This is a genomic window from Pseudomonas sp. URMO17WK12:I7 (assembly GCF_003269045.1).
In the GTDB taxonomy this organism is placed as follows: domain Bacteria; phylum Pseudomonadota; class Gammaproteobacteria; order Pseudomonadales; family Pseudomonadaceae; genus Aquipseudomonas; species Aquipseudomonas putida_J.
The window spans coordinates 186967-210026 of the sequence record NZ_QLTL01000008.1; the positions used below are offsets into that span (position 1 = coordinate 186967).

Annotated in this window: 23 protein-coding genes; 5 read left to right on the top strand and 18 right to left on the bottom strand. The window is 64.5% G+C overall.

The window, feature by feature from the left end:
- Window positions 1-19 precede the first annotated feature (19 nt).
- The 3 genes from H040_RS13110 (at window position 20) to H040_RS13120 (ending at window position 2235) form a co-directional block, all read left to right on the top strand.
- Window positions 20-808 (top strand): AraC family transcriptional regulator, encoded by a 789-nt coding sequence (locus H040_RS13110; RefSeq protein WP_027920779.1) that lies wholly within the window; start codon window positions 20-22, stop codon window positions 806-808.
- 61 nt (window positions 809-869) lie between these two features.
- On the top strand, window positions 870-1157 hold the full coding sequence (locus H040_RS13115) for a PsiF family protein (protein WP_027920780.1): 288 nt from the start codon (window positions 870-872) through the stop codon (window positions 1155-1157).
- 70 nt (window positions 1158-1227) lie between these two features.
- The gene (locus H040_RS13120) at window positions 1228-2235 is read left to right on the top strand and encodes an AI-2E family transporter (protein WP_027920781.1); all 1008 of its coding nucleotides are present in this window, start codon (window positions 1228-1230) and stop codon (window positions 2233-2235) included.
- A gap of 121 nt (window positions 2236-2356) precedes the next feature.
- Here H040_RS13120 and H040_RS13125 read toward each other — a convergent pair whose 3' ends face one another.
- Window positions 2357-3628, bottom strand: a complete 1272-nt coding sequence (locus H040_RS13125; protein WP_027920782.1) for an Hsp70 family protein — start codon at window positions 3626-3628, stop codon at window positions 2357-2359.
- 163 nt (window positions 3629-3791) lie between these two features.
- On the opposite strand from H040_RS13125, the gene cbpA reads away from it, so the two are divergent.
- Both cbpA and H040_RS13135 read left to right on the top strand, forming a co-directional pair.
- Entirely contained in the window at window positions 3792-4760 is a 969-nt protein-coding gene (gene cbpA / locus H040_RS13130; protein WP_027920783.1) for a curved DNA-binding protein, read from the top strand.
- Window positions 4761-4762: 2 nt separating this feature from the next.
- Window positions 4763-5068: a chaperone modulator CbpM gene (locus H040_RS13135; protein ID WP_027920784.1), complete on the top strand. Its 306-nt coding sequence runs from the start codon at window positions 4763-4765 to the stop codon at window positions 5066-5068.
- Window positions 5069-5138: 70 nt separating this feature from the next.
- On the opposite strand, the gene H040_RS13140 is transcribed toward H040_RS13135, so the two are convergent.
- From H040_RS13140 to H040_RS13225, 17 genes are all read right to left on the bottom strand, one after another.
- Window positions 5139-5654, bottom strand: a complete 516-nt coding sequence (locus H040_RS13140; RefSeq protein ID WP_027920785.1) for a GNAT family N-acetyltransferase — start codon at window positions 5652-5654, stop codon at window positions 5139-5141.
- A gap of 31 nt (window positions 5655-5685) precedes the next feature.
- Window positions 5686-6384 (bottom strand): urea ABC transporter ATP-binding subunit UrtE, encoded by a 699-nt coding sequence (urtE, locus tag H040_RS13145; RefSeq protein ID WP_027920786.1) that lies wholly within the window; start codon window positions 6382-6384, stop codon window positions 5686-5688.
- A gap of 144 nt (window positions 6385-6528) precedes the next feature.
- The gene (gene urtD, locus H040_RS13150) at window positions 6529-7386 is read right to left on the bottom strand and encodes an urea ABC transporter ATP-binding protein UrtD (protein ID WP_027920787.1); all 858 of its coding nucleotides are present in this window, start codon (window positions 7384-7386) and stop codon (window positions 6529-6531) included.
- Entirely contained in the window at window positions 7383-8462 is a 1080-nt protein-coding gene (gene urtC / locus H040_RS13155) for an urea ABC transporter permease subunit UrtC (protein WP_027920788.1), read from the bottom strand. The genes urtD and urtC overlap by 4 nt, the downstream gene beginning before the upstream one ends.
- A complete protein-coding gene (gene urtB / locus H040_RS13160; protein ID WP_371260274.1) occupies window positions 8462-9982 on the bottom strand; it encodes an urea ABC transporter permease subunit UrtB in 1521 nt (506 codons plus the stop codon). Before urtB ends, urtC begins: the two co-directional genes overlap by 1 nt.
- A gap of 88 nt (window positions 9983-10070) precedes the next feature.
- Window positions 10071-11336 (bottom strand): urea ABC transporter substrate-binding protein, encoded by a 1266-nt coding sequence (gene urtA / locus H040_RS13165; protein ID WP_027920790.1) that lies wholly within the window; start codon window positions 11334-11336, stop codon window positions 10071-10073.
- 188 nt (window positions 11337-11524) lie between these two features.
- A complete protein-coding gene (gene cycA / locus H040_RS13170) occupies window positions 11525-12931 on the bottom strand; it encodes a D-serine/D-alanine/glycine transporter (protein WP_027920791.1) in 1407 nt (468 codons plus the stop codon).
- Between the two features lie 533 nt (window positions 12932-13464).
- Complete coding sequence (locus tag H040_RS13180; RefSeq protein ID WP_027920792.1) at window positions 13465-14832, bottom strand: PepSY-associated TM helix domain-containing protein; 1368 nt, start codon at window positions 14830-14832, stop codon at window positions 13465-13467.
- 58 nt (window positions 14833-14890) lie between these two features.
- Window positions 14891-16948: a TonB-dependent copper receptor gene (locus H040_RS13185; RefSeq protein WP_027920793.1), complete on the bottom strand. Its 2058-nt coding sequence runs from the start codon at window positions 16946-16948 to the stop codon at window positions 14891-14893.
- A gap of 66 nt (window positions 16949-17014) precedes the next feature.
- Window positions 17015-17452, bottom strand: a complete 438-nt coding sequence (locus H040_RS13190; protein ID WP_027920794.1) for a DUF2946 domain-containing protein — start codon at window positions 17450-17452, stop codon at window positions 17015-17017.
- Between the two features lie 25 nt (window positions 17453-17477).
- The gene (locus H040_RS13195; protein WP_027920795.1) at window positions 17478-17963 is read right to left on the bottom strand and encodes a copper chaperone PCu(A)C; all 486 of its coding nucleotides are present in this window, start codon (window positions 17961-17963) and stop codon (window positions 17478-17480) included.
- Window positions 17964-18009: 46 nt separating this feature from the next.
- Complete coding sequence (locus tag H040_RS13200; protein WP_027920796.1) at window positions 18010-18399, bottom strand: DUF2946 domain-containing protein; 390 nt, start codon at window positions 18397-18399, stop codon at window positions 18010-18012.
- Between the two features lie 112 nt (window positions 18400-18511).
- Window positions 18512-19366 (bottom strand): SPFH domain-containing protein, encoded by an 855-nt coding sequence (locus H040_RS13205; protein ID WP_027920797.1) that lies wholly within the window; start codon window positions 19364-19366, stop codon window positions 18512-18514.
- Window positions 19367-19393: 27 nt separating this feature from the next.
- Window positions 19394-19831: an NfeD family protein gene (locus H040_RS13210; RefSeq protein WP_027920798.1), complete on the bottom strand. Its 438-nt coding sequence runs from the start codon at window positions 19829-19831 to the stop codon at window positions 19394-19396.
- A gap of 63 nt (window positions 19832-19894) precedes the next feature.
- Window positions 19895-20629, bottom strand: a complete 735-nt coding sequence (locus H040_RS13215) for a cobalt-precorrin-6A reductase (protein ID WP_027920799.1) — start codon at window positions 20627-20629, stop codon at window positions 19895-19897.
- The gene (locus tag H040_RS13220) at window positions 20626-21720 is read right to left on the bottom strand and encodes a cobalt-precorrin-5B (C(1))-methyltransferase (protein ID WP_027920800.1); all 1095 of its coding nucleotides are present in this window, start codon (window positions 21718-21720) and stop codon (window positions 20626-20628) included. The genes H040_RS13215 and H040_RS13220 overlap by 4 nt, the downstream gene beginning before the upstream one ends.
- Window positions 21713-22924, bottom strand: coding sequence for a bifunctional cobalt-precorrin-7 (C(5))-methyltransferase/cobalt-precorrin-6B (C(15))-methyltransferase (locus H040_RS13225; protein ID WP_027920801.1), 1212 nt, complete (start codon window positions 22922-22924; stop codon window positions 21713-21715). Before H040_RS13225 ends, H040_RS13220 begins: the two co-directional genes overlap by 8 nt.
- Window positions 22925-23060 lie beyond the last annotated feature (136 nt).

Here is a 23060-nt window from a genome sequence, read left to right on the forward strand (position 1 = left end):
GCCCCGCAAAGCAGACAGCATGCAACGCAAATACCTCGACATCCCCCAGTTCGCTCAACTCCCGGCCCCGGTGTATTTCCGCCACGACGAGTTCGGCGCCGACACCCACAGTGCGCCCCACCGCCACGCCTGGGGCCAGCTCAACTACACAGCCCACGGGGTGATGCATCTGGACGTCGCCGGCCAGCGCTTCCTGTCGCCCCCGCACTATGCCGTGTGGGTGCCGCCGGGCACCGAGCACGGGTGCTACAACCCCCAGGCCATCGTCTACCGCTCGGTCTACCTGCAAAGCAGCCTGTGTGCGGCGTTGCCGGCGCAACCGTGCAGCCTGGTGATCAGCGACATCCTCAAGGCCATCCTCGGCGACTTTGCCCGCCGCAACCTGCGGGTGGCCCAGGACGAACGTGACCAGCGCCTGGTGCAGGTGTTGCTCGACCAGCTGCTGCTGGCGCCGACCCAGACCTGCTACTTGCCCTTCGCCCACAGCGACGGGCTGCGCCAGGTGCTTGATGCCCTGGCGGCCGAACCTGGCGACAACCGCCCGCTGGCGGACTGGGCTGCGCGGGTGCATGTCAGCGAGCGCACCCTGGCCCGCCAGTTCCTGCGCGAGCTGGGTATCAGCTTTGGTGAGTGGCGCCTGCGCCTGCGCTTCTTGCGCGCCATCGAGGCCCTGGAAGCCGGCCTGCCGATCCAGGCGATCGCCTTTGACCTCGGCTACAGCAGCGCCTCGGCGTTCATCGCCATGTTCCAGCGCCAGGCCCGCTGTACCCCGGAGCAATACCGGCGGCAGGCCCGGCAGGGGATGTAAGAATTCTTGTCTACACTCAGCCTGACCCCGTGCACAGGGCGCGGAGAAAGGAGACCACTCCATGAAAATGCTGCAAATGCCACTGCTGGTGTTAGCTGTATTGTTCAGCGCACAAGGATTTGCCGCCAACACGGCGCAACAGGAAAAGATGAAAACCTGCAACGCCGACGCGACTACCAAGGCCCTCAAGGGTGACGAGCGCAAGGCGTTCATGAGCACCTGCCTGAAGAAAGACGTGCCGCAGTCGCAGCAGGACAAGATGAAGACCTGCAACGCCGACGCCAGCACCAAAGCCTTGAAGGGTGACGAGCGCAAGGCGTTCATGAGCGACTGCCTGAAGAAGAAGTGACCTGCGCCTATGCCTGTGCCCTGAAGGCTGGCAGACTGCGGGCATTCCCGCCGTCTGCCGTCGAGGCTGTATGACTTTCACCCCCCGTCAGGTCACCCTGGCCAGCCTGATCATCGTCATGGCCGGGCTGCTGCTGGCCTTGCCCCTGAAGTTGCTGCCCAGCCTGCTCGCCGGCCTGTTGGTGTTCGAGCTGGTCAACATGCTCACCCCGCGCCTGCAGCCTCTGATCGCCGGGCAGCGTGCGCGCTGGCTGGCGGTGGCCCTGCTCGGCACGCTGGTGGTCAGTGTCCTGACCCTGTTGATTGCCGGTGCCTTCAGCTTCCTGCTGCACGAGGCCGAAAACCCTGGCGCGTCGCTGGACAAGTTCATGGGGCTGGTCGAACGCGCCCGCAGCCAGCTGCCGCCGTTCATCGAGGCGTACCTGCCGGCCAGCGCGGCGGAGTTCAAGGTAGCCATCGGCGACTGGATCAAGAGCCACCTGAGCGATCTGCAGTTGGTAGGCAAGGGCATGGCGCACATGTTCGTGACACTGCTGATCGGCATGATCCTCGGCGCGATCATCGCCTTGCAGCGCATCCCCGACCTGACCCGGCGCAAGCCGCTGGCTGCAGCCCTGTTCGAGCGGCTGAACCTGCTGGTGCAAGCGTTTCGCAACATCGTCTTCGCGCAGATCAAGATTTCACTGCTGAACACGACGTTCACCGGCATTTTCCTCGTGGTGGTGATGCCGTTGTTCGGCGTGCACCTGCCGCTGGCCAAGACGCTGATCGTGCTGACGTTCCTGCTTGGGCTGCTGCCGGTGATCGGTAACCTGATGTCCAACACCTTGATCACCATCGTCGGCCTGTCATTGTCGATCTGGGTGGCGGCGGCGGCGCTGGGTTACCTGATCGTGATCCACAAGGTCGAGTATTTCCTCAACGCGAAGATCGTCGGTGGGCAGATCAGTGCCAAGGCCTGGGAGCTGTTGCTGGCGATGCTGGTGTTCGAGGCGGCGTTCGGGCTTCCAGGCGTGATCGCGGGGCCTGTGTATTACGCCTACCTTAAGAGTGAGCTTCGGCGGGCCGAGCTGGTCTGACAGATCGCTGGGGCCGCTTTGCGGCCCTATCGCGACACAAGGCCGCTCCTACAAGGGAACGCGATCTCCTGTAGGCGGGGCCTTGTGTCGCGATAGGGCTGCAGAGCAGCCCCAAGATGGCTCATACCGCGCCGTAGCGCTTGCGCGCCTCGATAGCCAATCCGCTACCAATGCTGCCGAAGATGTTGCCTTCCACATGCCGCGCATTCGGCAGCATTGCCGCCACGCTGTTGCGCAGCGCCGGAATGCCGCTCGAACCGCCAGTGAAAAACACCGTATCGACCTGGCCTGCACTCACGCCGGCCTTGCCCAGCAACTCGGTCACACTGCCGCGTACCCGCTCCAGCAGGCCTTCGATGGCGTGCTCGAACAGCTCCCGGGTCAGGTCCACACCCAGTTCACGTTCCACGCGGCTGAGGTCGACGCGACGGCTGACCTGTTCGGTCAGCTCGATCTTGCTGGCTTCAACTTCCATCGCCAGCCAGTGCCCGGCGCGCTCTTCGATCAGTTTGAACAGGCGATCGATGCCCAGCGTGTCCTCGATGTCGTAGCGCATGCTGCCCAGCGCCAGCTGCGACTTCTGCGAGTACAGGGCGTTGATGGTGTGCCAGGTAGCCAGGTTCAGGTGGTAGCTGGTGGGCATCAGTGCGCCGCTCTTCATTCGGCTGCCATAGCCGAAAAGCGGCATCACGCCCTGCAGGCTCAGCTGCTTGTCGAAGTCGGTACCCCCGATGTGCACGCCGCCGGTGGCGAGGATGTCGCTCTGGCGCTCGGCCACCAGGTGGCGTTCGGGCGACAGGCGGATCAGGGTAAAGTCCGAAGTACCACCGCCGATATCGACGATGAGCACCAGCTCTTCACGGCTGATGCCCGACTCGTAGTCAAACGCCGCGGCAATCGGCTCGTACTGGAATGACACGTCCTTGAAGCCGATCTTGCGTGCTACCTCGGCCAGGGTGTCCTCGGCTTCCTGGTCGGCGGCAGGGTCTTCGTCGACAAAGAACACCGGGCGGCCCAGCACCACCTGGTCGAATTCACGACCGGCGGCAGCTTCGCCACGCTTTTTCAGCTCGCCGATGAACATGCCAAGCAAGTCCTTGAACGGCAGGGCACTGCCCAGCACGCTGGTGTCATGCTTGATCAGCTTGGAGCCCAGCAGGCTCTTCAGCGAGCGCATCAGCCGGCCTTCGTAGCCTTCCAGGTACTCGTGCAGCGCCAGGCGGCCATACACCGGGCGGCGCTCCTCAATATTGAAGAACACCACCGACGGCAGGGTGATCTTGCCGTCTTCCAGGGCAATCAGCGACTCGACGCCCGGGCGGTGCCAGCCGACCGTGGAGTTGGAGGTGCCGAAGTCGATACCCAGCGCGCGGGCCGGCGATACGTCAGACATGGGAAAAAGCTTCCGGAGGCAAAACGGCCGCGCAGTTTATGCCAGTTGGCTACAGAATCAAGACCGATCGTCTGCCTTGAGGCAACCCCAAGCGAACCTTGAAAGGCTATGCTTGACCCCTATCTTCAGATGCAACACGCAAATTCACATTGGTGATCCAACGATGGACTTCAAAGACTATTACAAGATACTCGGCGTAGAGCCCACGGCGGACGAAAAGGCGATCAAGGCCGCGTACCGCAAGCTGGCGCGCAAGTATCACCCTGACGTCAGCAAGGAGCGCGACGCCGAGGACAAGTTCAAGGAGGCCAACGAGGCCTACGAGGTGCTGGGTGACGCGCAGAAACGCGCCGAATTCGACGAGATCCGCAAGTACGGCGGCCAGCATGGCCGGCCGTTCCAGGCCCCGCCAGGCTGGCAGAGCCGTGGCGGCGCAGGCGGAGCTGGCGCAGGCTTCGAGGGCGGCGACTTCTCTGACTTTTTCAGCTCGATCTTCGGTGCCCGCGGCGGTAACCCGTTCGGTGGCGGTGCTCGGCAACAACAACGCAGCGCCGGCAGGCGAGGGCAGGACGTGGAACTGGAACTGGCGATCTTCCTGGAAGAAACCCTGAGCAAGGAATCCAAGCAGATCAGTTTCCAGGTACCGCAAACCAATGCGGCCGGGCAGCGCACTGGGTTCACCACCAAGACCCTGAACGTGAAGATCCCGGCCGGTGTCACCGACGGCGAGCGCATCCGCCTCAAGGGCCAGGGCGCGCCCGGTGTTGGCGGCGGCGCCAACGGCGACCTGTTCCTGACCGTGCGCATGGCACCGCATCCGCTATTCGATGTCGAAGGGCATGACCTGATCATCACCGTGCCGCTGGCGCCGTGGGAGGCAGCCCTGGGCACCAAGGTGGCGGTGCCGACCCTGACCGGCAAGATCAACCTGACCATCCGCCCCGACAGCCAGAGCGGCCAGCGCCTGCGCGTACCGGGTATGGGCCTGGCCAACAAGAACGGCGAGCGCGGCAACCTTTACGCGCAGCTGAAAGTGGTCATGCCACCAGCGTCCGACGCTGCTACCCGTGAACTATGGACCCAGCTTTCCGAGAAAGCGGCGTTCGACCCGAGGACACAATGGAGTAAGTGATCATGAGCAGCACCCTGATCGTTCAACTGGACATGCGTACCCTGTGTCAGGAAGCCGACATCACGGCTGACTACGTGATCGAGATCGTCGAACACGGCATTGTCGAACCTTCGGGGCGAACGCCGGAGGACTGGCTGTTCGACGATCAGGCGCCGCTCTTGGCCAAGCGCGCGGCGAAGCTGCATCAGGAGCTGGAACTGGAGTGGGAAGGGGTGGCGCTGGCCCTGGAGTTATTGCAGGAAGTGCAGCAGCTGCGCAGCGAGAACAGCATGCTCAGGCAGCGGCTGGGCAGGTTTACCCAGATGTAAGCCGAGTTGCCTGGTCCCCTTGTAGGAGCGGCCTCGCCCCGGCCAGGTCGCTCCTACAAGGGGCCGCATTTCAGGTTGGGTCAGCACCTGGGTTCAGTACCAGTTGCATGAAGGTCAGGTCCAGCCAGCGGCCAAACTTCACCCCAACCTGCGGCATCTGCCCGGTCACCACGAAGCCCAGCCGCTCATGAATGCGCACCGACGCGGCATTGCCGCTCTCGATGGCCGCGACCATCACGTGCTTGCCGCACCCACGCGCACGCTCGATCAGCGCCGCCATCAGCACTGGCCCCAGGCCCTGGCCGCGCTGGTCGCCGCGGACGTACACCGAGTGTTCCACGGTCAGGCGGAAACCTTCGAATGGCCGCCAGTCGCCAAACGATGCATAACCGAGCACACCACTCTCATCCACCGCCACCAGGATCGGATACCCCTGCTGTGCCCGTGCTTCGAACCAGGCCTGGCGGTTGCCCAGGTCCACCGGGGTTTCGTTCCAGATTGCCGTGGTGTTGCGCACGGCGTCGTTGTAGATGTCGAGGATGCCCGGCACATCGGCGGGCAGGGCGTCGCGGATTTGGTAACTCATGACAGCGTCTCGCAGGGTCGTTGGCGGCAGATTAAATGGTTACCAGCCCGCGCACACCTTCGGCTTGCATGTTTTCACCGCGGCCGCGCTGGATGATCTCGCCACGGGCCATGACCAGGTATTGGTCGGCCAGTTCTTCGGCGAAGTCATAGAACTGCTCGACCAGCAGGATCGCCATGTCGCCACGTTCTGCCAGGCGCCGGATCACCGCGCCGATTTCCTTTATCACCGAGGGCTGGATGCCTTCGGTCGGCTCGTCGAGGATCAGCAACCGAGGGCGGCTGGCCAGTGCGCGGCCGATGGCCAACTGTTGCTGCTGGCCGCCAGACAAATCGCCGCCACGGCGTTGCTTCATCTGCTCCAGCACCGGGAACAGCTCGTAGATGAATGCAGGTACTTCCCGCGCCTCGCGGGCCGAGAAGCGCGACAGGCCCATCAGCAGGTTTTCTTCGACGGTCAGGCGCGGGAAGATCTCGCGGCCCTGGGGCACGTAGGCGATCCCGGCGTGGACCCGCTGCTGGGGCTTGAGTGTGGTGATCGGCTTGCCTTCCCACTCGACGCTGCCGTCGCGGGCTGGCACCAGGCCCATGAGGCAGCGCAGCAGGGTGGTCTTGCCCACGCCGTTGCGGCCGAGCAGGCAGGTAACTTCGCCGACCTTGGCTTCGAAGGACAGGCCGCGCAGGATGTGGCTGCCGCCGTAGTACTGGTGCAGGGTGTCGATCTTTAGCATGTTGGGTTCCTGGGAAATCTTCGTTGCCTGTGCCGGCCCTTTCGCGGGTGAACCCGCTCCCACAGGGACTGCGCAGTTTTCGAGGCCTGCACCGAACCTTGGGAGCGGGCTTGCCCGCGAAAAAGCCGGCACAGGTATCCATGTCTAGCGGCCCAGGTACACCTCGACCACCCGCTCATCTGCCTGCACCTGTTCCAGCGAGCCTTCCGCCAGCACACTGCCCTGGTGCAGCACGGTCACGTGGTCGGCGATGCTGCCGACAAAGCCCATGTCATGCTCCACCACCATCAGCGAATGCGTACCGGCCAGGCCCTTGAACAGCTCGGCGGTGAATTCGGTCTCGGCATCGGTCATGCCCGCCACCGGTTCGTCGAGCAACAGCAGTTGCGGCTCCTGCACCAGGAGCATGCCGATCTCGAGGAACTGCTTCTGCCCGTGTGACAGCAGGCCTGCCTGGCGTTGGGCCAGGGGCAGCAGGCGCAAGGTGGTCAGCACTTCTTCGATGCGCTGGCGCTGTTCGCCGCCAAGGCGCGCAGCCAGGCTGGCCCACACCGACTTGTCGGCCTTCAGTGCCAGCTCCAGGTTCTCGAACACGGTCAACGCCTCGAACACCGTGGGCTTCTGGAACTTGCGGCCGATACCCGCCTGGGCGATCTGGTATTCGCTCATGCGGGTCAGGTCGAGGGTGTCGCCAAAGAAGGCGCTGCCGGTGTCGGGGCGGGTCTTGCCGGTGATCACGTCCATCATCGTGGTCTTGCCGGCGCCGTTGGGGCCGATGATGCAGCGCAGTTCGCCAACGCCGATGTACAGGTTCAGCGCGTTGAGGGCCTTGAAACCGTCGAAGCTGACGCTGATGTCCTCAAGGCTCAGCACCGTGCCGTGGCGGGTGTCGAGGCCGGCCTTGCGGGTTTGGCCCAGGCCGATCGCTTCGCGGCCGCTGCCGAGGTTGTCGAATACCGGTTCAAGCATGAATTCGGGATGTACCGGGGGCACGCCTCTCATGGCTGGCTCCTTTTCTTCAACAGGCCGACCACGCCCTTGGGCAGGTACAGGGTGACAAGGATGAACAGCGCGCCGAGGAAGAATAGCCAGAACTCCGGGAAGGCCACGGTGAACCAGCTCTTCATGCCATTGACCAGGCCGGCGCCGAGCAGCGGGCCGATCAAGGTGCCGCGCCCGCCCAAGGCTACCCATACCGCGGCTTCGATGGAGTTGGTCGGCGACATTTCGCTGGGGTTGATGATGCCCACCTGCGGCACGTACAGCGCCCCGGCCAGGCCGCACAGCACAGCGCTGAGCACCCACACCAGCAGCTTGAAGCCACGTGGGTCGTAGCCGCAGAACATCAGGCGGTTTTCGGCGTCGCGCACGGCGGTGAGCAGGCGGCCGAACTTGCTTTGGGTCAGGCGCCAGCACAGGTACAGGCTGGCCAGCAGCAGGCCCACGGTGAGCAGGAACAACACCGCGCGGGTGCCTTGGGCGGCGATGTCGAAGCCCAGAATGGTGCGGAAGCTGGTGAAACCGTTGTTGCCGCCAAAGCCGGTCTCGTTGCGGAAGAACAGCAGCATGCCGGCGAAGGTCAGGGCCTGGGTCATGATCGAGAAGTACACGCCCTTGATCCGCGAGCGGAAGGCAAAGAAGCCAAACACCAGCGCCAAAAGGCCAGGTGCCAAGACCACCAGGCACAGAGCCCAGGCGAAGTGCTGGGTACCGGCCCAGTACCAGGGCAGCTCGGTCCACGACAGAAAGGTCATGAACCCCGGCAGGCCGTCACCGGCCGCCTGGCGCATCAGGTACATGCCCATGGCGTAACCGCCGAGGGCGAAGAACAGGCCGTGGCCCAGCGACAGCAACCCGGCATAGCCCCAGACCAGGTCCAGTGCGAGCGCGACGATGGCGTAGCAAAGGATCTTGCCGACCAGCGTCAGGCTGTAGGCCGAGACGTGCAGCGAGTGATCAGCCGGCAGCAGCGACAGCAGCGGCAAGGCCACCAGCAACAGGACGACAGCCGCGCCAATGGCCAGCGACAGCCCTGGCCCGGCTTTTTGCGTAGCAGTGACAAGCAGTGGCTGGTTCATCAGTCGATTACCCGTCCCTTGAGGGCGAACAGGCCTTGCGGGCGCTTCTGGATGAACAGAATGATCAACGCAAGGATGAGGATCTTGCCGAGCACCGCACCGATCTGCGGCTCCAGCAGCTTGTTGGCGATGCCGAGGCCGAACGCTGCCCAGAGGCTACCGGCCAGTTGCCCGACACCACCGAGCACCACCACCAGGAACGAGTCGATGATGTAGCTCTGGCCCAGGTCCGGGCCGACGTTGCCGACCTGGCTCAGGGCCACGCCGCCAAGGCCGGCGATGCCAGAGCCGAGGCCGAAGGCAAGCATGTCGACACGCCCGGTGGAGACGCCGCAGCAGGCGGCCATGTTGCGGTTCTGGGTGACTGCGCGCACGTTCAGGCCCAGCCGCGTGCGGTTGAGCAGCAGCCAGGTCAGCAGCACCACAGCCAGGGCGAAGCCGATGATCACCAGGCGGTTGTAGGGCAGCACCAGGTTCGGCAGCAGTTGGACACCGCCGGACAGCCAGGCCGGGTTGCTGACTTCGACGTTCTGAGCGCCGAACAGCAGGCGAATGGCCTGGATCAGGATCAGGCTGATGCCCCAAGTGGCCAGCAGTGTCTCCAGCGGGCGGCCGTAGAGGTGGCGGATCACCGTGCGTTCCAAGGCCATGCCGACGCCGGCGCTGACCGCGAAGGCCACCGGCAGGGCGATCAGCGGGTAGAACTCGATGGCGCCGGGGGCGTAGCGCTGCAGCAGCACCTGGACCATGTAGGTGCTGTAGGCACCCAGCATGAGCATCTCGCCATGGGCCATGTTGATCACCCCCAGCAAGCCGAAGGTGATCGCCAGGCCCAGCGCTGCCAGCAGCAGGATCGAGCCCAGCGACAGGCCGCTGAAGGCCTGGCCAAGCAGTTCGCCGATCAGCAGCTTGCGCTTGACCTGGGCCAGGCTGGTTTCGGCGGCGGTACGCACGCCGGGGTCGCTCTCGGCATCAGGTTGCAGCAGGGCTTCGAGGCGGGTACGGGCTAGCGGGTCACCGGTTTCGCCGAGCAGGCGCACGGCAGCCAGGCGCACCGCTGGCTCGCTGGCGCCCAGTTGCAGGTTGGCCAGTGCCAGGCCGAGGGCGGCATGCACGGCAGCGTCCGGTTCACTGGCGAAGCGCCGGTCGAGGAAGGCCATCTGCGCCGGTTGCGCGCTCTTTTGCAGTTGCTGGGCGGCAGCCAGGCGGGTCGCGCTGTTGTCGCTGAGCAGTTGGTGGCTGGCCAGGGCGTTGTCGATCAGGCCACGCAGGCGGTTGTTCAGGCGCACCTTGCGCGTGTCGTCGGTGGCGATGCGGCCCTCGCGCAGGTTCTGCAGCAATGGCAGGCGTGCGGCATCGGGTTGCGCCGCCCAGCCTTCGAGCAGGCTGGCCTGCTCGGCGGGCTTGGCGGTGAGGAAAAATTCGCCCTCGCTGGCCTGGGTGGCCAGGGGTAGCAGCAGGAATAAAATGAGCAGGAGTCTGAGCATTCGGGCAGTCCTGGAAATCGGCGGTGGATTCATCGCGGATAAATCCGCTCCTACAGGTTCTGCGCAGCCCTTGTAGGCGCGGATTTATCCGCGAAAGGGCTGCAAAGCAGCCCCAATGCACTCAGTTACCTTTCACTGCATAGTCAGGCCGCTTGTCGTTGCCCGGAATGAACGGGCTCCATGGCTGTGCCCGCAGCGGCTGCTCGGTCTCCCAGACCACGCTGAACTGCCCGTCATCCTGGATCTCGCCGATCATCACCGGCTTGTGCAGGTGGTGGTTGGTCTTGTCCATGGTCAGGGTGAAGCCCGACGGTGCCTTGAAGGTCTGCCCGGCCAAGGCGTCGCGGACCTTGTCGACGTCGGTGGACTTGGCCTTCTCGGCGGCCTGGGCCCACATGTGGATGCCCACGTAGGTAGCTTCCATCGGGTCGTTGGTCACCGCCTTGTCGGCGCCCGGCAGGCCCTTGGCCTTTGCGTAGGCCTTCCAGTCAGCGACGAACTTCTGGTTGACCGGGTTATCCACCGACTCGAAGTAGTTCCACGCTGCCAGGTGACCTACCAGCGGCTTGGTGTCGATGCCACGCAGCTCTTCTTCACCGACCGAGAACGCCACCACCGGTACGTCGGTGGCCTTCAGGCCCTGGTTGGCCAGTTCCTTGTAGAACGGCACGTTGGAGTCGCCGTTGACGGTGGAGATGACCGCAGTCTTGCCGCCGGCGGAGAACTTCTTGATGTTGGCGACGATGGTCTGGTAATCGGCGTGACCGAACGGCGTGTACACCTCTTCGATGTCCTTGTCGGCCACGCCCTTGCTGTGCAGGAAGGCGCGCAGGATCTTGTTGGTGGTGCGCGGGTAGACGTAGTCGGTGCCCAGCAGGAAGAAGCGCTTGGCGCTGCCGCCGTCCTCGCTCATGAGGTACTCGACGGCCGGGATCGCTTGCTGGTTGGGCGCGGCGCCGGTGTAGAACACGTTCGGCGACATCTCTTCACCTTCGTACTGCACCGGATAGAACAGCAGGCCGTTGAGCTCTTCGAACACCGGCAGCACGGATTTGCGCGATACCGAAGTCCAGCAGCCGAACACCACCGCGACCTTGTCCTGGGTCAGCAGCTGGCGGCTCTTTTCAGCGAACAGCGGCCAGTTGGAGGCCGGGTCGACCACCACCGGTTCGAGCATCTTGCCGTTGACCCCGCCTTTGGCGTTGATCTCGTCGATGGTCATCAGCGCCATGTCCTTGAGCGACGTCTCGGAGATCGCCATGGTGCCCGACAGCGAATGCAGGATGCCCACCTTGATGGTTTCGGCGGCCTGGATGCTCCAGCTCAGGCCCATCGCCGCGATTGATGCGCTGAGGGTAAACGCCTTGATCAGACTGCGACGCTTCATGTGCTCTCTCCGCTGAGTTTTTTTGGGTGTTGGCCAAGCGGGGAGGGGCGTTGCAAGGGGTGTGCCTAATGGCAGAGAGTGCGTAATAGAGGGGTTGTGCGAGGTGTTGGGGCGTTGGTTGGATCCAGATTGGTGCTACAGGGATTTGTGTGCACAGCATTGGGGCCGCACAGCGGCCCCAATCAGCGTCAGCCGTTGCGCACAGCCGAGCGCGGATGGCGCCTGCTACGCACGAACTGGTAGGTCACTGCCAGCAACACGAACCAGATGGGCGTGACCAGCAGCGCCGAGCGGGTATCTGCTTCCAGGCTCAGCAGCACCAGGATGAAGGCGAAAAACGCCAGGCACACGTAGCACATGAAGCGCCCGCCCGGCATCTTGTAGTTCGACGCCTGGTGCAACGCGTCGCGGTGCTTGCGGTACTTCAGGTACGACAGCAGGATCAGTGTCCACACGAACATGAACAGCACTGCCGAAACGGTGGTTACCAAGGTGAAGGCTTCGATCACGTTCGGTACCAGGTAGATCAGCACCGCACCCAACAGCAGGCAGGCGCAGGAGAAAAACAGCCCGTTGGCTGGCACCGAGCGGCTCGACAGCTTCTCGAACGCCTTGGGTGCATCGCCTTCCTGGGACAGGCCGTAGAGCATGCGGCTGGTGGAGAACACGCCGCTGTTGGCCGACGAGGCCGCCGAGGTCAGCACCACGAAGTTGATGATGCTCGCCGCCGCCGGCAGGCCGGCCAGCACGAACAGCTCCACGAACGGGCTCTTGCCCGGTACCACGTCGCGCCATGGGGTCACCGCCATGATCGCGATCAGTGCCAGCACGTAGAACACGATGATCCGCACCGGGATCGAGTTGATCGCCCGCGGCAGGGTGCGCTCGGGGTTCTTCGCTTCAGCAGCCGTGGTGCCCACCAGCTCGATGCCCACGAAAGCAAAAACGGCAATCTGGAAACCGGCGAAGAAGCCCATCAGGCCGTTGGGGAACATGCCACCGTCGTTCCACAGGTTGGCCAGCTGGGCGGTGCGACCGCTGGGCGAGGTGAAGCCTGTGATGACCATGTACAGGCCGGTGGCGACCAGGCCGAGGATGGCGATGATCTTGATCAGGGCGAACCAGAATTCCATTTCGCCAAACATCTTCACGGTGACCAGGTTCAGCGACAGCAGCACGGCGACGCAAGTCAGCGCCGGTATCCACTGCGGTAGTTCGGGGAACCAGAACTGCGTGTAGGCTGCGATGGCGACCACGTCGGCAATGCCGGTGACCACCCAGCAGAACCAGTAGGTCCAGCCGGTGAAGTAGCCGGCCCAGGGGCCGAGCAGGTCGGCGGAGAAGTCGATGAACGACTTGTAGTTGAGGTTCGACAGCAGCAGTTCGCCCATGGCGCGCATGACGAAGAACAGCATGAAGCCGATGATCATGTAGACGAAGATGATCGATGGGCCCGCCAGGCTGATGGTCTTGCCCGAGCCCATGAACAGGCCGGTGCCGATGGCGCCGCCGATGGCGATCAGCTGGATGTGGCGGTTGGTCAGGTTGCGTTGCAGATGCTGGTCATCTGGCGTGGTGGGTTGAGTTTGCGTCATCAAGCTGCATTCCCTTGAAAGGTCAGTCTTCTTGTCAGAGGTAGCCGGTTAGGCTAACACGCTCGTGCCAGATAGGGGCGCGACAGATCGACTCGACTTTTGGGGTACAGTGTTTCTCCTGTTACGGCCCTTTCGCGGGTAAACCCGCTCCCACAGGTGCACCACAGGCTTCGAAACCTGTGGTGCACCTGTGGGAGCGGGTTTACCCGCGAAGAGGCCAGTGCAGGTTAAAACTCAGGCGGTCCAGCACCACAGGTGCACCACAGGCTTCGAAACCTGTGGTGCACCTGTGAGGGCGGGTTTACCCGCGAAGAGGCCAGTGCAGGTTAAAACTCAGGCGCTGGCCAGCACCACAGGTGCACCACAGGCTTCGAAACCTGTGGTGCACCTGTGGGAGCGGGTTTACCCGCGAAGAGGCCAGTGCAGGTTAAAACTCAGGCGGGCCAGCACCACAGGTGCACCACAGGCTTCGAAACCTGTGGTGTACCTGTGGGAGCGGGTTTACCCGCGAAGAGGCCAGTGCAGGTTAAAACTCAGGCGCTGGCCAGCACCCGACGGCGCCGGACCACCAGGCTATCCACCACCCACATCGCCACCATCGACACCCCCACCAGCGGGAACATCACGCCCAGCACCAGCATGACCCCCACCGCAGCCTTCCAGCGCGGCAGATCATGGCGCAGCGGCGGCACCCCCAGCCCACCTTCAGGCCGGCGTTTCCACCACATCACCAGCCCACTCACCGAACCCAGCAGGATCATCAGGCATACCAGCAGGATGATGATCTGGTTCAGCGGCCCGAACATCTTGCCCTCGTGCAGCATCACGCCAAGCTCGGTAGCACGGGCCACTGGGCTGTAGTCCTGCCAGCGCACATCGGCCAACACCTTGCCGGTGTACTGGTCGACATGCAGGGTGGCATCGTTGCGCGGGTCGTCGGCAAACACTGCAATGGTGTACACACCTTCTGCAGTGGTCGGCGCGGTGATGCTGTAGCCCGGCTCCACCTGGCGTGCAGTGGCGATGTCCTGCACCTGCTGCAGGCTCACCTGTGGCGCGGCAGGCGCACTGTCCATCATGTGATGCCCGGCATGCTCGGCATGAGCGCCGGATTGCGGCATGGGGGTGTTCTCCATCGCCCACGGCACGGTCTGGCGGTGGGCGTTGTTGAGCACGCGGGCCTCCTGGTCCGACGTGGGCACGTCATTCCACATGGCCGCCGGGAAGCGGTTCCACAGATCGGCGTACTGTTTGCCCCACATGCCGGTCCAGGTCATGCCGCTGACCAGCATCAGCAACAGCAGGGCAGCCCCCCAGAAGCCGGTCACCGCATGCAGGTCGCGCCAGAACACTCGGCCTTTTGCCGCGAAGCGTGGCCACAGCACACCGGCACCGTTGCGCCCGCGTGGCCACCAAAGGTACAAGCCCGACACCACCAGCACGATACCCCAGCCTGCGGCGAGCTCCACCAGGCGGTCACCGACCGTGCCGACCATCAGTTCACCGTGCAGGGCGCGGGCGATGGCCTGGAGGTTCTGCTTGCCGTCCTGCTCGCCAAGGATCTTGCCGCTGTACGGGTCGACGAACACGTTCAGTTCGCGGCCTGCGTCATGTACCACGAACTGTGCGCTGCGCTCGGCATTGATCGGCGGCAGGTACTGGCCGACATGGCCTTGCGGGTAAGCCTGGCGCACTTCGGCCAGCATCGTATCGGCGCCCTGGCGATGGTGGCCGGCTTCGACCACCATCAGGTCACGGTACAGCAGCGGGTCGAGCTGAGGCTTGAACAGGTAGATGATCCCGGTGATCGCCAACAGGATCATGAACGGGGCCACGAAAAGCCCCGCATAGAAGTGCCAACGCCAGGCCAGGTTATAGAAATTGACGCGTGTTCCTCTCATGGGAACCTCCTGTGTGACCAGCAGATGGGCGCAACCGAAGGTGCGCCCGTTGTTGTTGTCAGAAGCTGAAATCGACCTTGGTCCAGAAGGTCCTGCCTGGCTCGTTCACCGGCTGTGGATCACTGGCCGGGTAGCCGAGCCCGGCATTCCCGGCCAGGTTCAGGTGCTCGGCGTAGGCCTTGTCGAACAGGTTGTCGACCCCTGCGCTGAGCTTTAGGTTGTGGCTCACCTTGTAGGCGCCGTTGAGCGAGAACACGCCGAAGCCGGCGCTCTTGTCGAAGTCCTTGCCGACCACGTTGCCCTGGTTTTCGGCAATGCGGTTCTGCGCTGCCACCAGCCGCCACAGGGCTCCGGCGCTCCAGCTGTCGCGGCTGTAGGTCAGGCCCAGGCGGCTTTCCAGCGGTGGCATCTGCGGCAGTGCCTTGCCATCGCTGCTGTTCTTGCCCCAGGCATAGGCCAGGGTGGCGTCGGCCTTCCAGCGCTCGCTCAGTTTGTAGGCCGCACCCAGTTCACCGCCCATGATGCGGGCGTCGATGTTCTGCGCCTGGGTAGAGCTCATGCCCATCATCCCGGTGCGGTAGTCGAACAGGATGTAGTCACGAATCTGCCCGACGTAGCCCGATGCCCAAGCTTCCAGGCGCTCGTCGCGGTACTGGATACCGAAGTCGAGCTGCGTGGTCTTCTCGGGCTTGATGCTGTCGAAGGCATTCACCGAGCCGGCTGGGCCCTGGTCTGGGGAGAACAGCTCCCAGTAGTCAGGGAAGCGCTGGGCGTGGCCGAGGCCGATGTAGGTGGTAGCCGGCAGTGCTGCCAGGTCGTGTTCGTAGCGGACGAAGCCACTGGGCAGCGTGTCGGCGCGGGTGTTGCCGTTGGTGGCGCTGTCATCACGGAAGTCCCGAGCCGAGGCACGGTCCAGGCGGGCGCCGGTGATCAGGCGATCTTCACCGGTGGCGTACCAGGTCAGTTCGGCGAACGCACCGTAGTTGTGGAAATCGGCATCCTTTTCCCAGGGTTTGTCCTTGTAGGTGTCGATGCCCATGGCGCTGCGCGCGCGGTGCTCGTTGGTCTGCGCATCGATGCCGCTGACCAGCTGCACGTCTGCCCAGCGCCAGGTGGCCTTGATGCGTGCACCCAAGGTGCGGCGGTCGACGGCGGCGGCCATGGGGCCGGCCATCATGCCGGTGCCCGAGGGGGTACGCAGGCTGTAGTTGTCCATCACGTGGTCGGCGTAGTTGTAGTAGACCTGCGCCTCGACCTTGTCGAGCACCTCGCCCAGGTTGGACTTTTCAAAGCGCAGGCCCAGGCTTTCGCGCTTGAATTGCGCGCCGTCCATGCCACGGCCGGCATAGCGTGCCTCGCCGTCGCCCTTGCCTGCGGTGAGTTCGAGCAAGGTGTCCTGGTCGGGGGTCCAGCCCAGGGCCACATCGCCGTTCCATTTCTCCCAGCGCGAAGGCACGGTACCGCCATTGCCGTCGTCGTAATCGTCCGCGTGCGACTGATTGCCGACGAACCGCGCATAGCCCTGGCTGTTGCCGGCGGCAGCATCGAGCACCTTGTCGAAGCGGCCATTGGAGCCGGCCAGCAAGCTGGCGTTGACCCGGCTACCGAGGGTGCCGAACTTTTCCGGCTCGCGCTCGAAGAGGATCGTGCCTGCCGAGCCGCCTGGCCCCCAGATCACGCTTTGCGGGCCTTTGATCACGGTGAGGCGGTCGTAGGTTTCCGGTGCGATGTAGGAGGTCGGGGCATCCATGCGGTTGGGGCAGGCGCCGAGCATCACGCCGCCGTTGGTGAGAATGTTCAGGCGCGAGCCGAACATGCCGCGCAGCACCGGGTCGCCATTGGTGCCACCGGCGCGGATGGCCGAGAAGCCGGGGATGGTTTTCAGGTAATCGGCACCATCGCTGGCCGGCACTGGCTGGCGCGGGTCCTTGGGGTTGGTGACCACGGTCAGCGGCGAGCTCGGTGCAAGCGCAGTGATTACCGTCGGGCTCAGCTCGGCCTCGGGGCCTTCATGGCCAGGGTCTGCGGCCAGGGCCATGGGCGCGAGCAGCGAGCCGCACAGTGCGGCGAATGTCCCACGCAGGGAGGTGGCTAAAACAGGGGTGCAGCCGGACATAGTGATTCCAGTCGATCAGTCATGAGTGTGCGCGAAGCCTCCTGGCTCCGTGCGATAGCGGTGGTGTCAGACGCTGATCGAAAGGGGCGGCGCGCGGCTGCGCGCACCGGGGAACACGGCCTGCCGGGCATGGCCCTGGCGCGTGGGGGCAGGGATGAGGGTAGGGGCAACTGCGCTGGCGACGCTGAGCGGGCTGAGGGTTTGCGGTAAGGCGGGGCAGTTGAACAGCAGGCTGCAATAGCCACACTTTTCCCACATTACGTGCAGTTGGCCGTCGTCGCCGTGGCCTTGCTGGTTGTCGCTGGCATGGGCGTGGGCAGCCGGCATGGACATCGACATGTCCATCGGCATGCTCATGCCGGCGTGGTGGTCCATCGGCATCGATTGAGAAATCAATGGGCCGATGAAGATCATCCACATGGCGAACAGGCTCAGCCAGCCGCCACCGACGCGCCTGCGTTCAGGGCGGGTGGTACGGCTGAGGCTGTTGCGCGGCAGGCTCATGCTGGCGAGCGCCTGTCAGCGGGCGTCAGTGCGCGTGTTCGTGGGCCTGGGGCTGGTCCGCCGGCGCCTGTTTCTGTACGGCCACGTCGACGGTGATGTCGCCGGCCTTCTCGAAGTGCAAGGTCAGCGGGAAGCGCTTGCCGTCGGTGAGCAGGCTGCGGTCCTTGGGTTGCATCAGCATCACGTGGTAGGCGCTGGGGGCGAAGGTCAGGTCCTTGCCAGCGGGCACCACCACGCTCTGCACCTGCTGCATCTTCATGGCGCCGCTGGCGCTCATGGCATGCTCGTGCAGTTGCGCGTCATCGCTGATCGGGCTGTCGACGCTCAGCAGGCGGTCATCGGCCTTGCCGTTGTTGTGCACGACGAAATAGGCGGCAACGTTGGGTGCGTTGGGCGGTAGTTGCAGCGACCAAGGGTGGGCGATGTGCAGGTCGCCCACAGTGTATTCATGTGCGTTGGCGTAGGCGCCGGGCAGCAGCAGGGCAGCCAGTACGAGAGCTTGCTTGAGCATGGTGAGTCTCCGATCTGTTCAGGTTCAGGCAGACAGCGTGATGAACTCAGACCAGGGGAGAGGCACGGGGATTGAGCGCAGGCCATAGCTGGCGCGGCGTGGGCTGGTAATCAATCAGCGGCGGTGCATGCCCGGCCAGCCGTGTGGGCGGGTTGTGCAGTTGCGGCGGGTAACCCGGCAGGGCCAGCAGCGGTGAGGCGCCCGAACAGCACCAGCAGTGCTGCATGTTGGAGTGCTGATCGCTTTGCGTGCCTAGGTCGATCTTGGCCAGGGCCTGGACATCGGCCTTGGCCTTGCCGGCCAGGCTGGAACAGAAAGCCCCCCACAGCAGCTGCTCTGCCGGGCCCTTGGGCGCAGCAGAAGACAGCGGCATGGCCAGCAGGTTGAACAGCACTGCAAGGCAGGCTATCCAGGCAATGTGCCGACGTGGGGGCATGGAGAGATCCGGTCAGGAATCGTGGGCGGTATTGTAAGGCGGAGTATAGGTAAAAATGACGGGGTGCGGTGAAGTGACGCAGGCGGGGGCTGCGAGGCAGCCCCGGCCATGTTCAAGCCTTGTTGCGGCCCATCAGGCCACGCACGGTCTCCTGCAGGTCCGCTGGCAGCACCACGACCTTGGCATTGCTGCTGTTGGCCAGGTTCTCCATGGCCCCTACATAGCGCTCACCCAGCAGGTACATGGCCGGCACGGTCTCGTTGCCGACCGCTTCCTTGACCAGCGAGATCGCCCGCGCCGAAGCCTCGGCCAGGTTGATCTGCGCCTCGGCATCCAGTTTGGCCGACTGCAGGCGCGCTTCGGCTTCGAGGATTGCTGCCTGCTTGGCGCCTTCGGCGCGGGTCACGTCGGCTTTACGCTCACGCTCGGCGGCTGCCTGGCGCTCCATGGCCAGCTGCATGTTCTGCGAAGGCTTGATGTCCTGGATCTCCACCGAGCGCACGGTCACGCCCCAGTCTTCGGTCTGCTCGGACATTGCCTCGCGCAGGCGCGCCTTGATCTGCTCACGGCTAGACAGTGCTTCGTCCAGGTCCATCGCACCGACGATGGCGCGCAGCGAGGTCATGGTCAGGCTGGTGACGGCGAACGAGAAGTTCTGCACGCCATAGGAGGCCTTCTGCGGGTCGACCACCTTGGCGAAGCACAAGGCGTTGGCGACGATCACCGCGTTGTCCTTGGTAATGATTTCCTGTTCCTGCACGTCGAGGATGATGTCTTTGGTCGGCAGGCGATAGGCGACCACGTCCATGTACGGGATAACGATGTTCAGGCCGGGTTTGAGTGTGCTGTGGTAGCGGCCCAGGCGCTCGACGATCCACTCTTCGCCCTGGGGCACGATACGCACGCCCTTGAATACTGTGATCAGGACAAACAGGGCGATGGCGCCGACGACGATGAGACTGGTCATGATGCAAACTTCCTTTTAATTGCCACTTCAGGCCCTGACGACCCGGGCGGTGTTGCCTTCGATGGTGACGAGCCGCACGCGCTCGCCGGCGGGGATGTCGCCGTCGGCGACGCAGGTCCATTCTTCGTTGCCGAGCAGCGGCTTCTGAAAGCGCACGCGGCCTTTCTGGAATTGCGAGACGCTGCTGGTCAGCAGCCCGACTTCACCGATCACGCTGTCAGCGGTCCAGCGCACGTCGGGTTGTTTGCGTTTGAACAGCTTGAACCAGAGGACCGTGGTCACCGAGGAGAACAGCACCCACAGCAGCACCTGCATGTCCAGTTGCAGGGCGGGGGCTGCCAGGGCGATAAGCGAGACCAGCACGGCACCGATGCCGAACCAGATGATGAAGAACGTGGGCAGTACCAGTTCGAGCAGGATCAGGCCGATGCCGAACACCAGCCAGACCCACCATTGCATTTCCATATGAGTCACGCCTTCCGGGGGGGAGGGCCTGAGTTTACGGCAGCGAAGCGGCACAGGGCCACTTCACGGCGTGCAGGAATAATCTGAAACGGCTGTAAGCACTTGAGCGGTGGATGTGAACGCACGATCCACCGCAGGCAAAGTTGGGCGCTTCAGAATCAGCACCGGCACCCCTTGCTCCCTGGCCACCTCGAGTTTCGGCTCGGTCGCCACGCTGCCGCTGTTCTTGCTCACCAGCACATCGATTCGACGCCGTTCGAACAGTGCCCGCTCGTCTTCGATCTGAAACGGCCCACGTGCGCCGATCACCTCGCAACGTTCATTGCCAGGGCAGGCTTCCAGCGCCCGCAGGGTCCAGAACTGCTCCGGCGGAATCTCTTCAAGATGCTGCAGCGGCTCGCGACCCAGGGTGAACAATGGCCGCCGAAACGGCTTGAGCGCCTCGATCAGCCCAGCCCAGTCTTCCACCTCACGCCAATCGTCCCCCGGCTGTGCCTGCCAGGCCGGGCGGCGCAAGGCCCAGCAGGGAATGCCGGCTGCCTGCGCGGCGCTGGCAGCGTTACGGCTGATCTGTGCGGCATAGGGGTGGGTGGCGTCGATCAGCAGGGTAATGCCGGCTTCACGCAGGTAGGCGGCCAGGCCCTGTGCACCGCCATAGCCACCAACCCGCACCTGGCAGGCCAGGTCCTGCGGCACGCGGCCAATACCGGCCAGGCTGTAGATGTGCTCGGGGCCGAGCTGGCGGGCGATGGCCAGCGCTTCGGTGACACCGCCGAGCAGGAGGATGCGGGGCGTCATTGCACACCGGCCTTGCCGACGATGCCGCCCTGGCGGTCGATGGCAAATACTTCGACGTGCACCTGGGTCGGCACCACGCTGCGGGCAAAAGCCAGGGCATGGGCGCACACCGCATCGCCCAAGGCGATACCAGCGGCGTGTGCCAAGGCCAAGGCTTGCTGGCTGGTGTTGGCGGCAATGATCGCTGCTTGCAGCTCGGCGTCGGCGCCGATGTCCGCTGCCCAGCCGGCCAGTTGCGGCAGGTCGATGCTCGAATGTCGGCTGTGCAGGTCCATGTGGCCGGCCGCCAGCTTGCTGATCTTGCCGAAACCACCGCACAAGGTCAGGCGTGGCACTGGCACTTTGCGCACGTGCTTGAGGACGGCACCGACGAAATCGCCCATCTCGATCAGGGCGATTTCGGGCAAGTTGTAGACCTGGCGCATGGTGTCTTCACTGGCGTTGCCGGTGCAGGCTGCGATATGGGTGTAGCCATTGGTGTGGGCGACATCGATGCCCTGGTGGATCGAGGCGATATAGGCCGAGCAAGAGAAGGGCCGCACGATGCCGCTGGTGCCGAGGATCGACAACCCACCAAGGATGCCCAGGCGCGGGTTCATGGTCTTCAGCGCCAGCGCCTCACCCCCTTGCACATTCACCGTGACCTCGAAACCGCCCGGGTAGCTGCAGGCGTCGGCCAACTGCTGCAAATGCTCGCTGATCATCCGCCGAGGGACTGGGTTGATGGCGGGCTCACCCACTGCCAGCACCAGGCCGGGGCGGGTGACGGTACCGACGCCAAGGCCTGCGACGAAGCGTATGCCAGGTTGTTCCTGCAAGCGGATCTGGCTGTAGAGCAGGGCGCCGTGGGTGACGTCCGGGTCGTCGCCGGCATCCTTGAGGGTGCCCGCTTCGGCGCGCTCGCCGACCAGGCGGCAGAACTCCAGGCGCATCTGCACCACCTTGCCCTTGGGCAGGGTGATGTCCACGGCGTCGTCGCACTGGCCGGTCAGCAGCAGCTTTGCAGCCGCGAGGCTGGTGGCGGTGGCGCAGCTGCCGGTGGTCAGGCCGCTGCGCAGGGGCGCGGGTTGCTCGTGGGTTTCTTCACGCATCGAGGGGTTTCACCACGTCGAGCAAGGTGATCGGCAACGCCTGGCGCCAGGTATCGAAGGCGCCCAAGGGCTGGGCCTGGGCGATATGGATGCGGGTAAGCTCGCCGCCATGCTGTTCACGAAAATGCGCCAAGGCCAGTTCGCTTTGCAGGGTGACCGCATTGGCCACCAGCCGCCCGCCGGGGCGCAAGCGTTCCCAGCACAGGGGCAGCACGCCTTCGCGGGTGACGCCGCCACCAATGAAAATGGCATCCGGGCGTTCGAGCTCGGCGAGGGCTTCGGGGGCTTTGCCACGAACCAGTTGCAGGCCGGGGACACCCAGGGCATCGCGGTTGTATTCGATGAAGCCCTGGCGGCCTTCGTCGGCTTCGATGGCCAGGGTGCGGCAGGCCGGGTGGGCGCGCATCCATTCGATACCGATCGAGCCACAACCGGCGCCCACGTCCCAGAGCAGTTCGCCGGGCTGCGGCGCCAGGCGCGCCAGGGTAATGGCGCGCACGTCGCGCTTGGTCAGTTGCCCGTCATGGCGGAAGGCGCTGTCCGCCAGCCCGGGCACACGCGACAGGCGCACGGCATTCGGGCTGGCCAGGCATTCGATGGCCACCAGGTTGAGGTCGGCGACTTCAGCGGCGGGCCAGTCATCGGCGCTGGCGCAAAGGTGCCGCTCGGCCGCGCCACCGAGGTGTTCCAGTACGTGCAGGCGGCTGGGCCCGAAGCCGCGCTCGCGCAGCAGTGCAGCGATGGCCGCAGGGCTATCGCCATCGTTGCTCAGCACCAGCAGGCGCTGGCCGCTGTACAGGTGCGCATTGAGCGCCGCCAGCGGGCGTGCGACCACCGACACCACGTGCACGTCCTGCAGCGGCCAGCCCAGGCGCGCGGCGGCCAGGGCGCAGGAGGAGGGCATCGACAGCACCTGCATTTCTGCGGCCGGTACCTGCCGCGCCAGGCTGGCGCCTACGCCGTAGAACATCGGGTCACCGCTGGCCAGCACGCAGACCGGCTCACCGCGCAGGGCCAGTACCGGGGCGAGAGAGAACGGCGTTGGCCAGTCCTGCCGCTGTGCGCCGATGCAGCGCGGCAACAGGGCCAGTTGTCGCGGGCTGCCGATGATCCGCGAGGCGCCCAGCAGGGCGCGCCGGGCCTGCTTGCCCAGGCCGCTGAAGCCGTCTTCGCCGATGCCTACTACTGTCAGCCAGGGGGTCATTGCTACCTCTTTGGGATCTGGGGCTGCTGTGCAGCCCATCGCGACACAAGGCCGCTCCTACAGGGGGCGGTGTTTCCTGCAGAAGCGGCCTTGTGTCGCGATGGGGCGCACAGCGCCCCCAAAATTTCTGCTCAAT

Bases quoted from the DNA above. Each gene is read 5' to 3' on its own strand.
- cbpA (WP_027920783.1), top strand. From the start codon at position 3,792: ATGGACTTCAAAGACTATTACAAGATACTCGGCGTAGAGCCCACGGCG.
- H040_RS13185 (WP_027920793.1), bottom strand. From the start codon at position 16,948: ATGTCCGGCTGCACCCCTGTTTTAGCCACCTCCCTGCGTGGGACATTC.
- urtC (WP_027920788.1), bottom strand. From the start codon at position 8,462: ATGAACCAGCCACTGCTTGTCACTGCTACGCAAAAAGCCGGGCCAGGG.
- H040_RS13180 (WP_027920792.1), bottom strand. From the start codon at position 14,832: ATGAGAGGAACACGCGTCAATTTCTATAACCTGGCCTGGCGTTGGCAC.
- H040_RS13140 (WP_027920785.1), bottom strand. From the start codon at position 5,654: ATGAGTTACCAAATCCGCGACGCCCTGCCCGCCGATGTGCCGGGCATC.
- H040_RS13220 (WP_027920800.1), bottom strand. From the start codon at position 21,720: ATGCGTGAAGAAACCCACGAGCAACCCGCGCCCCTGCGCAGCGGCCTG.
- H040_RS13200 (WP_027920796.1), bottom strand. From the start codon at position 18,399: ATGCCCCCACGTCGGCACATTGCCTGGATAGCCTGCCTTGCAGTGCTG.
- H040_RS13225 (WP_027920801.1), bottom strand. From the start codon at position 22,924: ATGACCCCCTGGCTGACAGTAGTAGGCATCGGCGAAGACGGCTTCAGC.
- H040_RS13115 (WP_027920780.1), top strand. From the start codon at position 870: ATGAAAATGCTGCAAATGCCACTGCTGGTGTTAGCTGTATTGTTCAGC.
- urtB (WP_371260274.1), bottom strand. From the start codon at position 9,982: ATGAATCCACCGCCGATTTCCAGGACTGCCCGAATGCTCAGACTCCTG.
- urtD (WP_027920787.1), bottom strand. From the start codon at position 7,386: ATGAGAGGCGTGCCCCCGGTACATCCCGAATTCATGCTTGAACCGGTA.
- urtA (WP_027920790.1), bottom strand. From the start codon at position 11,336: ATGAAGCGTCGCAGTCTGATCAAGGCGTTTACCCTCAGCGCATCAATC.
- cycA (WP_027920791.1), bottom strand. From the start codon at position 12,931: ATGACGCAAACTCAACCCACCACGCCAGATGACCAGCATCTGCAACGC.
- H040_RS13215 (WP_027920799.1), bottom strand. From the start codon at position 20,629: ATGACGCCCCGCATCCTCCTGCTCGGCGGTGTCACCGAAGCGCTGGCC.
- H040_RS13110 (WP_027920779.1), top strand. From the start codon at position 20: ATGCAACGCAAATACCTCGACATCCCCCAGTTCGCTCAACTCCCGGCC.
- H040_RS13195 (WP_027920795.1), bottom strand. From the start codon at position 17,963: ATGCTCAAGCAAGCTCTCGTACTGGCTGCCCTGCTGCTGCCCGGCGCC.
- H040_RS13135 (WP_027920784.1), top strand. From the start codon at position 4,763: ATGAGCAGCACCCTGATCGTTCAACTGGACATGCGTACCCTGTGTCAG.
- H040_RS13210 (WP_027920798.1), bottom strand. From the start codon at position 19,831: ATGGAAATGCAATGGTGGGTCTGGCTGGTGTTCGGCATCGGCCTGATC.
- urtE (WP_027920786.1), bottom strand. From the start codon at position 6,384: ATGCTAAAGATCGACACCCTGCACCAGTACTACGGCGGCAGCCACATC.
- H040_RS13190 (WP_027920794.1), bottom strand. From the start codon at position 17,452: ATGAGCCTGCCGCGCAACAGCCTCAGCCGTACCACCCGCCCTGAACGC.
- H040_RS13125 (WP_027920782.1), bottom strand. From the start codon at position 3,628: ATGTCTGACGTATCGCCGGCCCGCGCGCTGGGTATCGACTTCGGCACC.
- H040_RS13205 (WP_027920797.1), bottom strand. From the start codon at position 19,366: ATGACCAGTCTCATCGTCGTCGGCGCCATCGCCCTGTTTGTCCTGATC.
- H040_RS13120 (WP_027920781.1), top strand. From the start codon at position 1,228: ATGACTTTCACCCCCCGTCAGGTCACCCTGGCCAGCCTGATCATCGTC.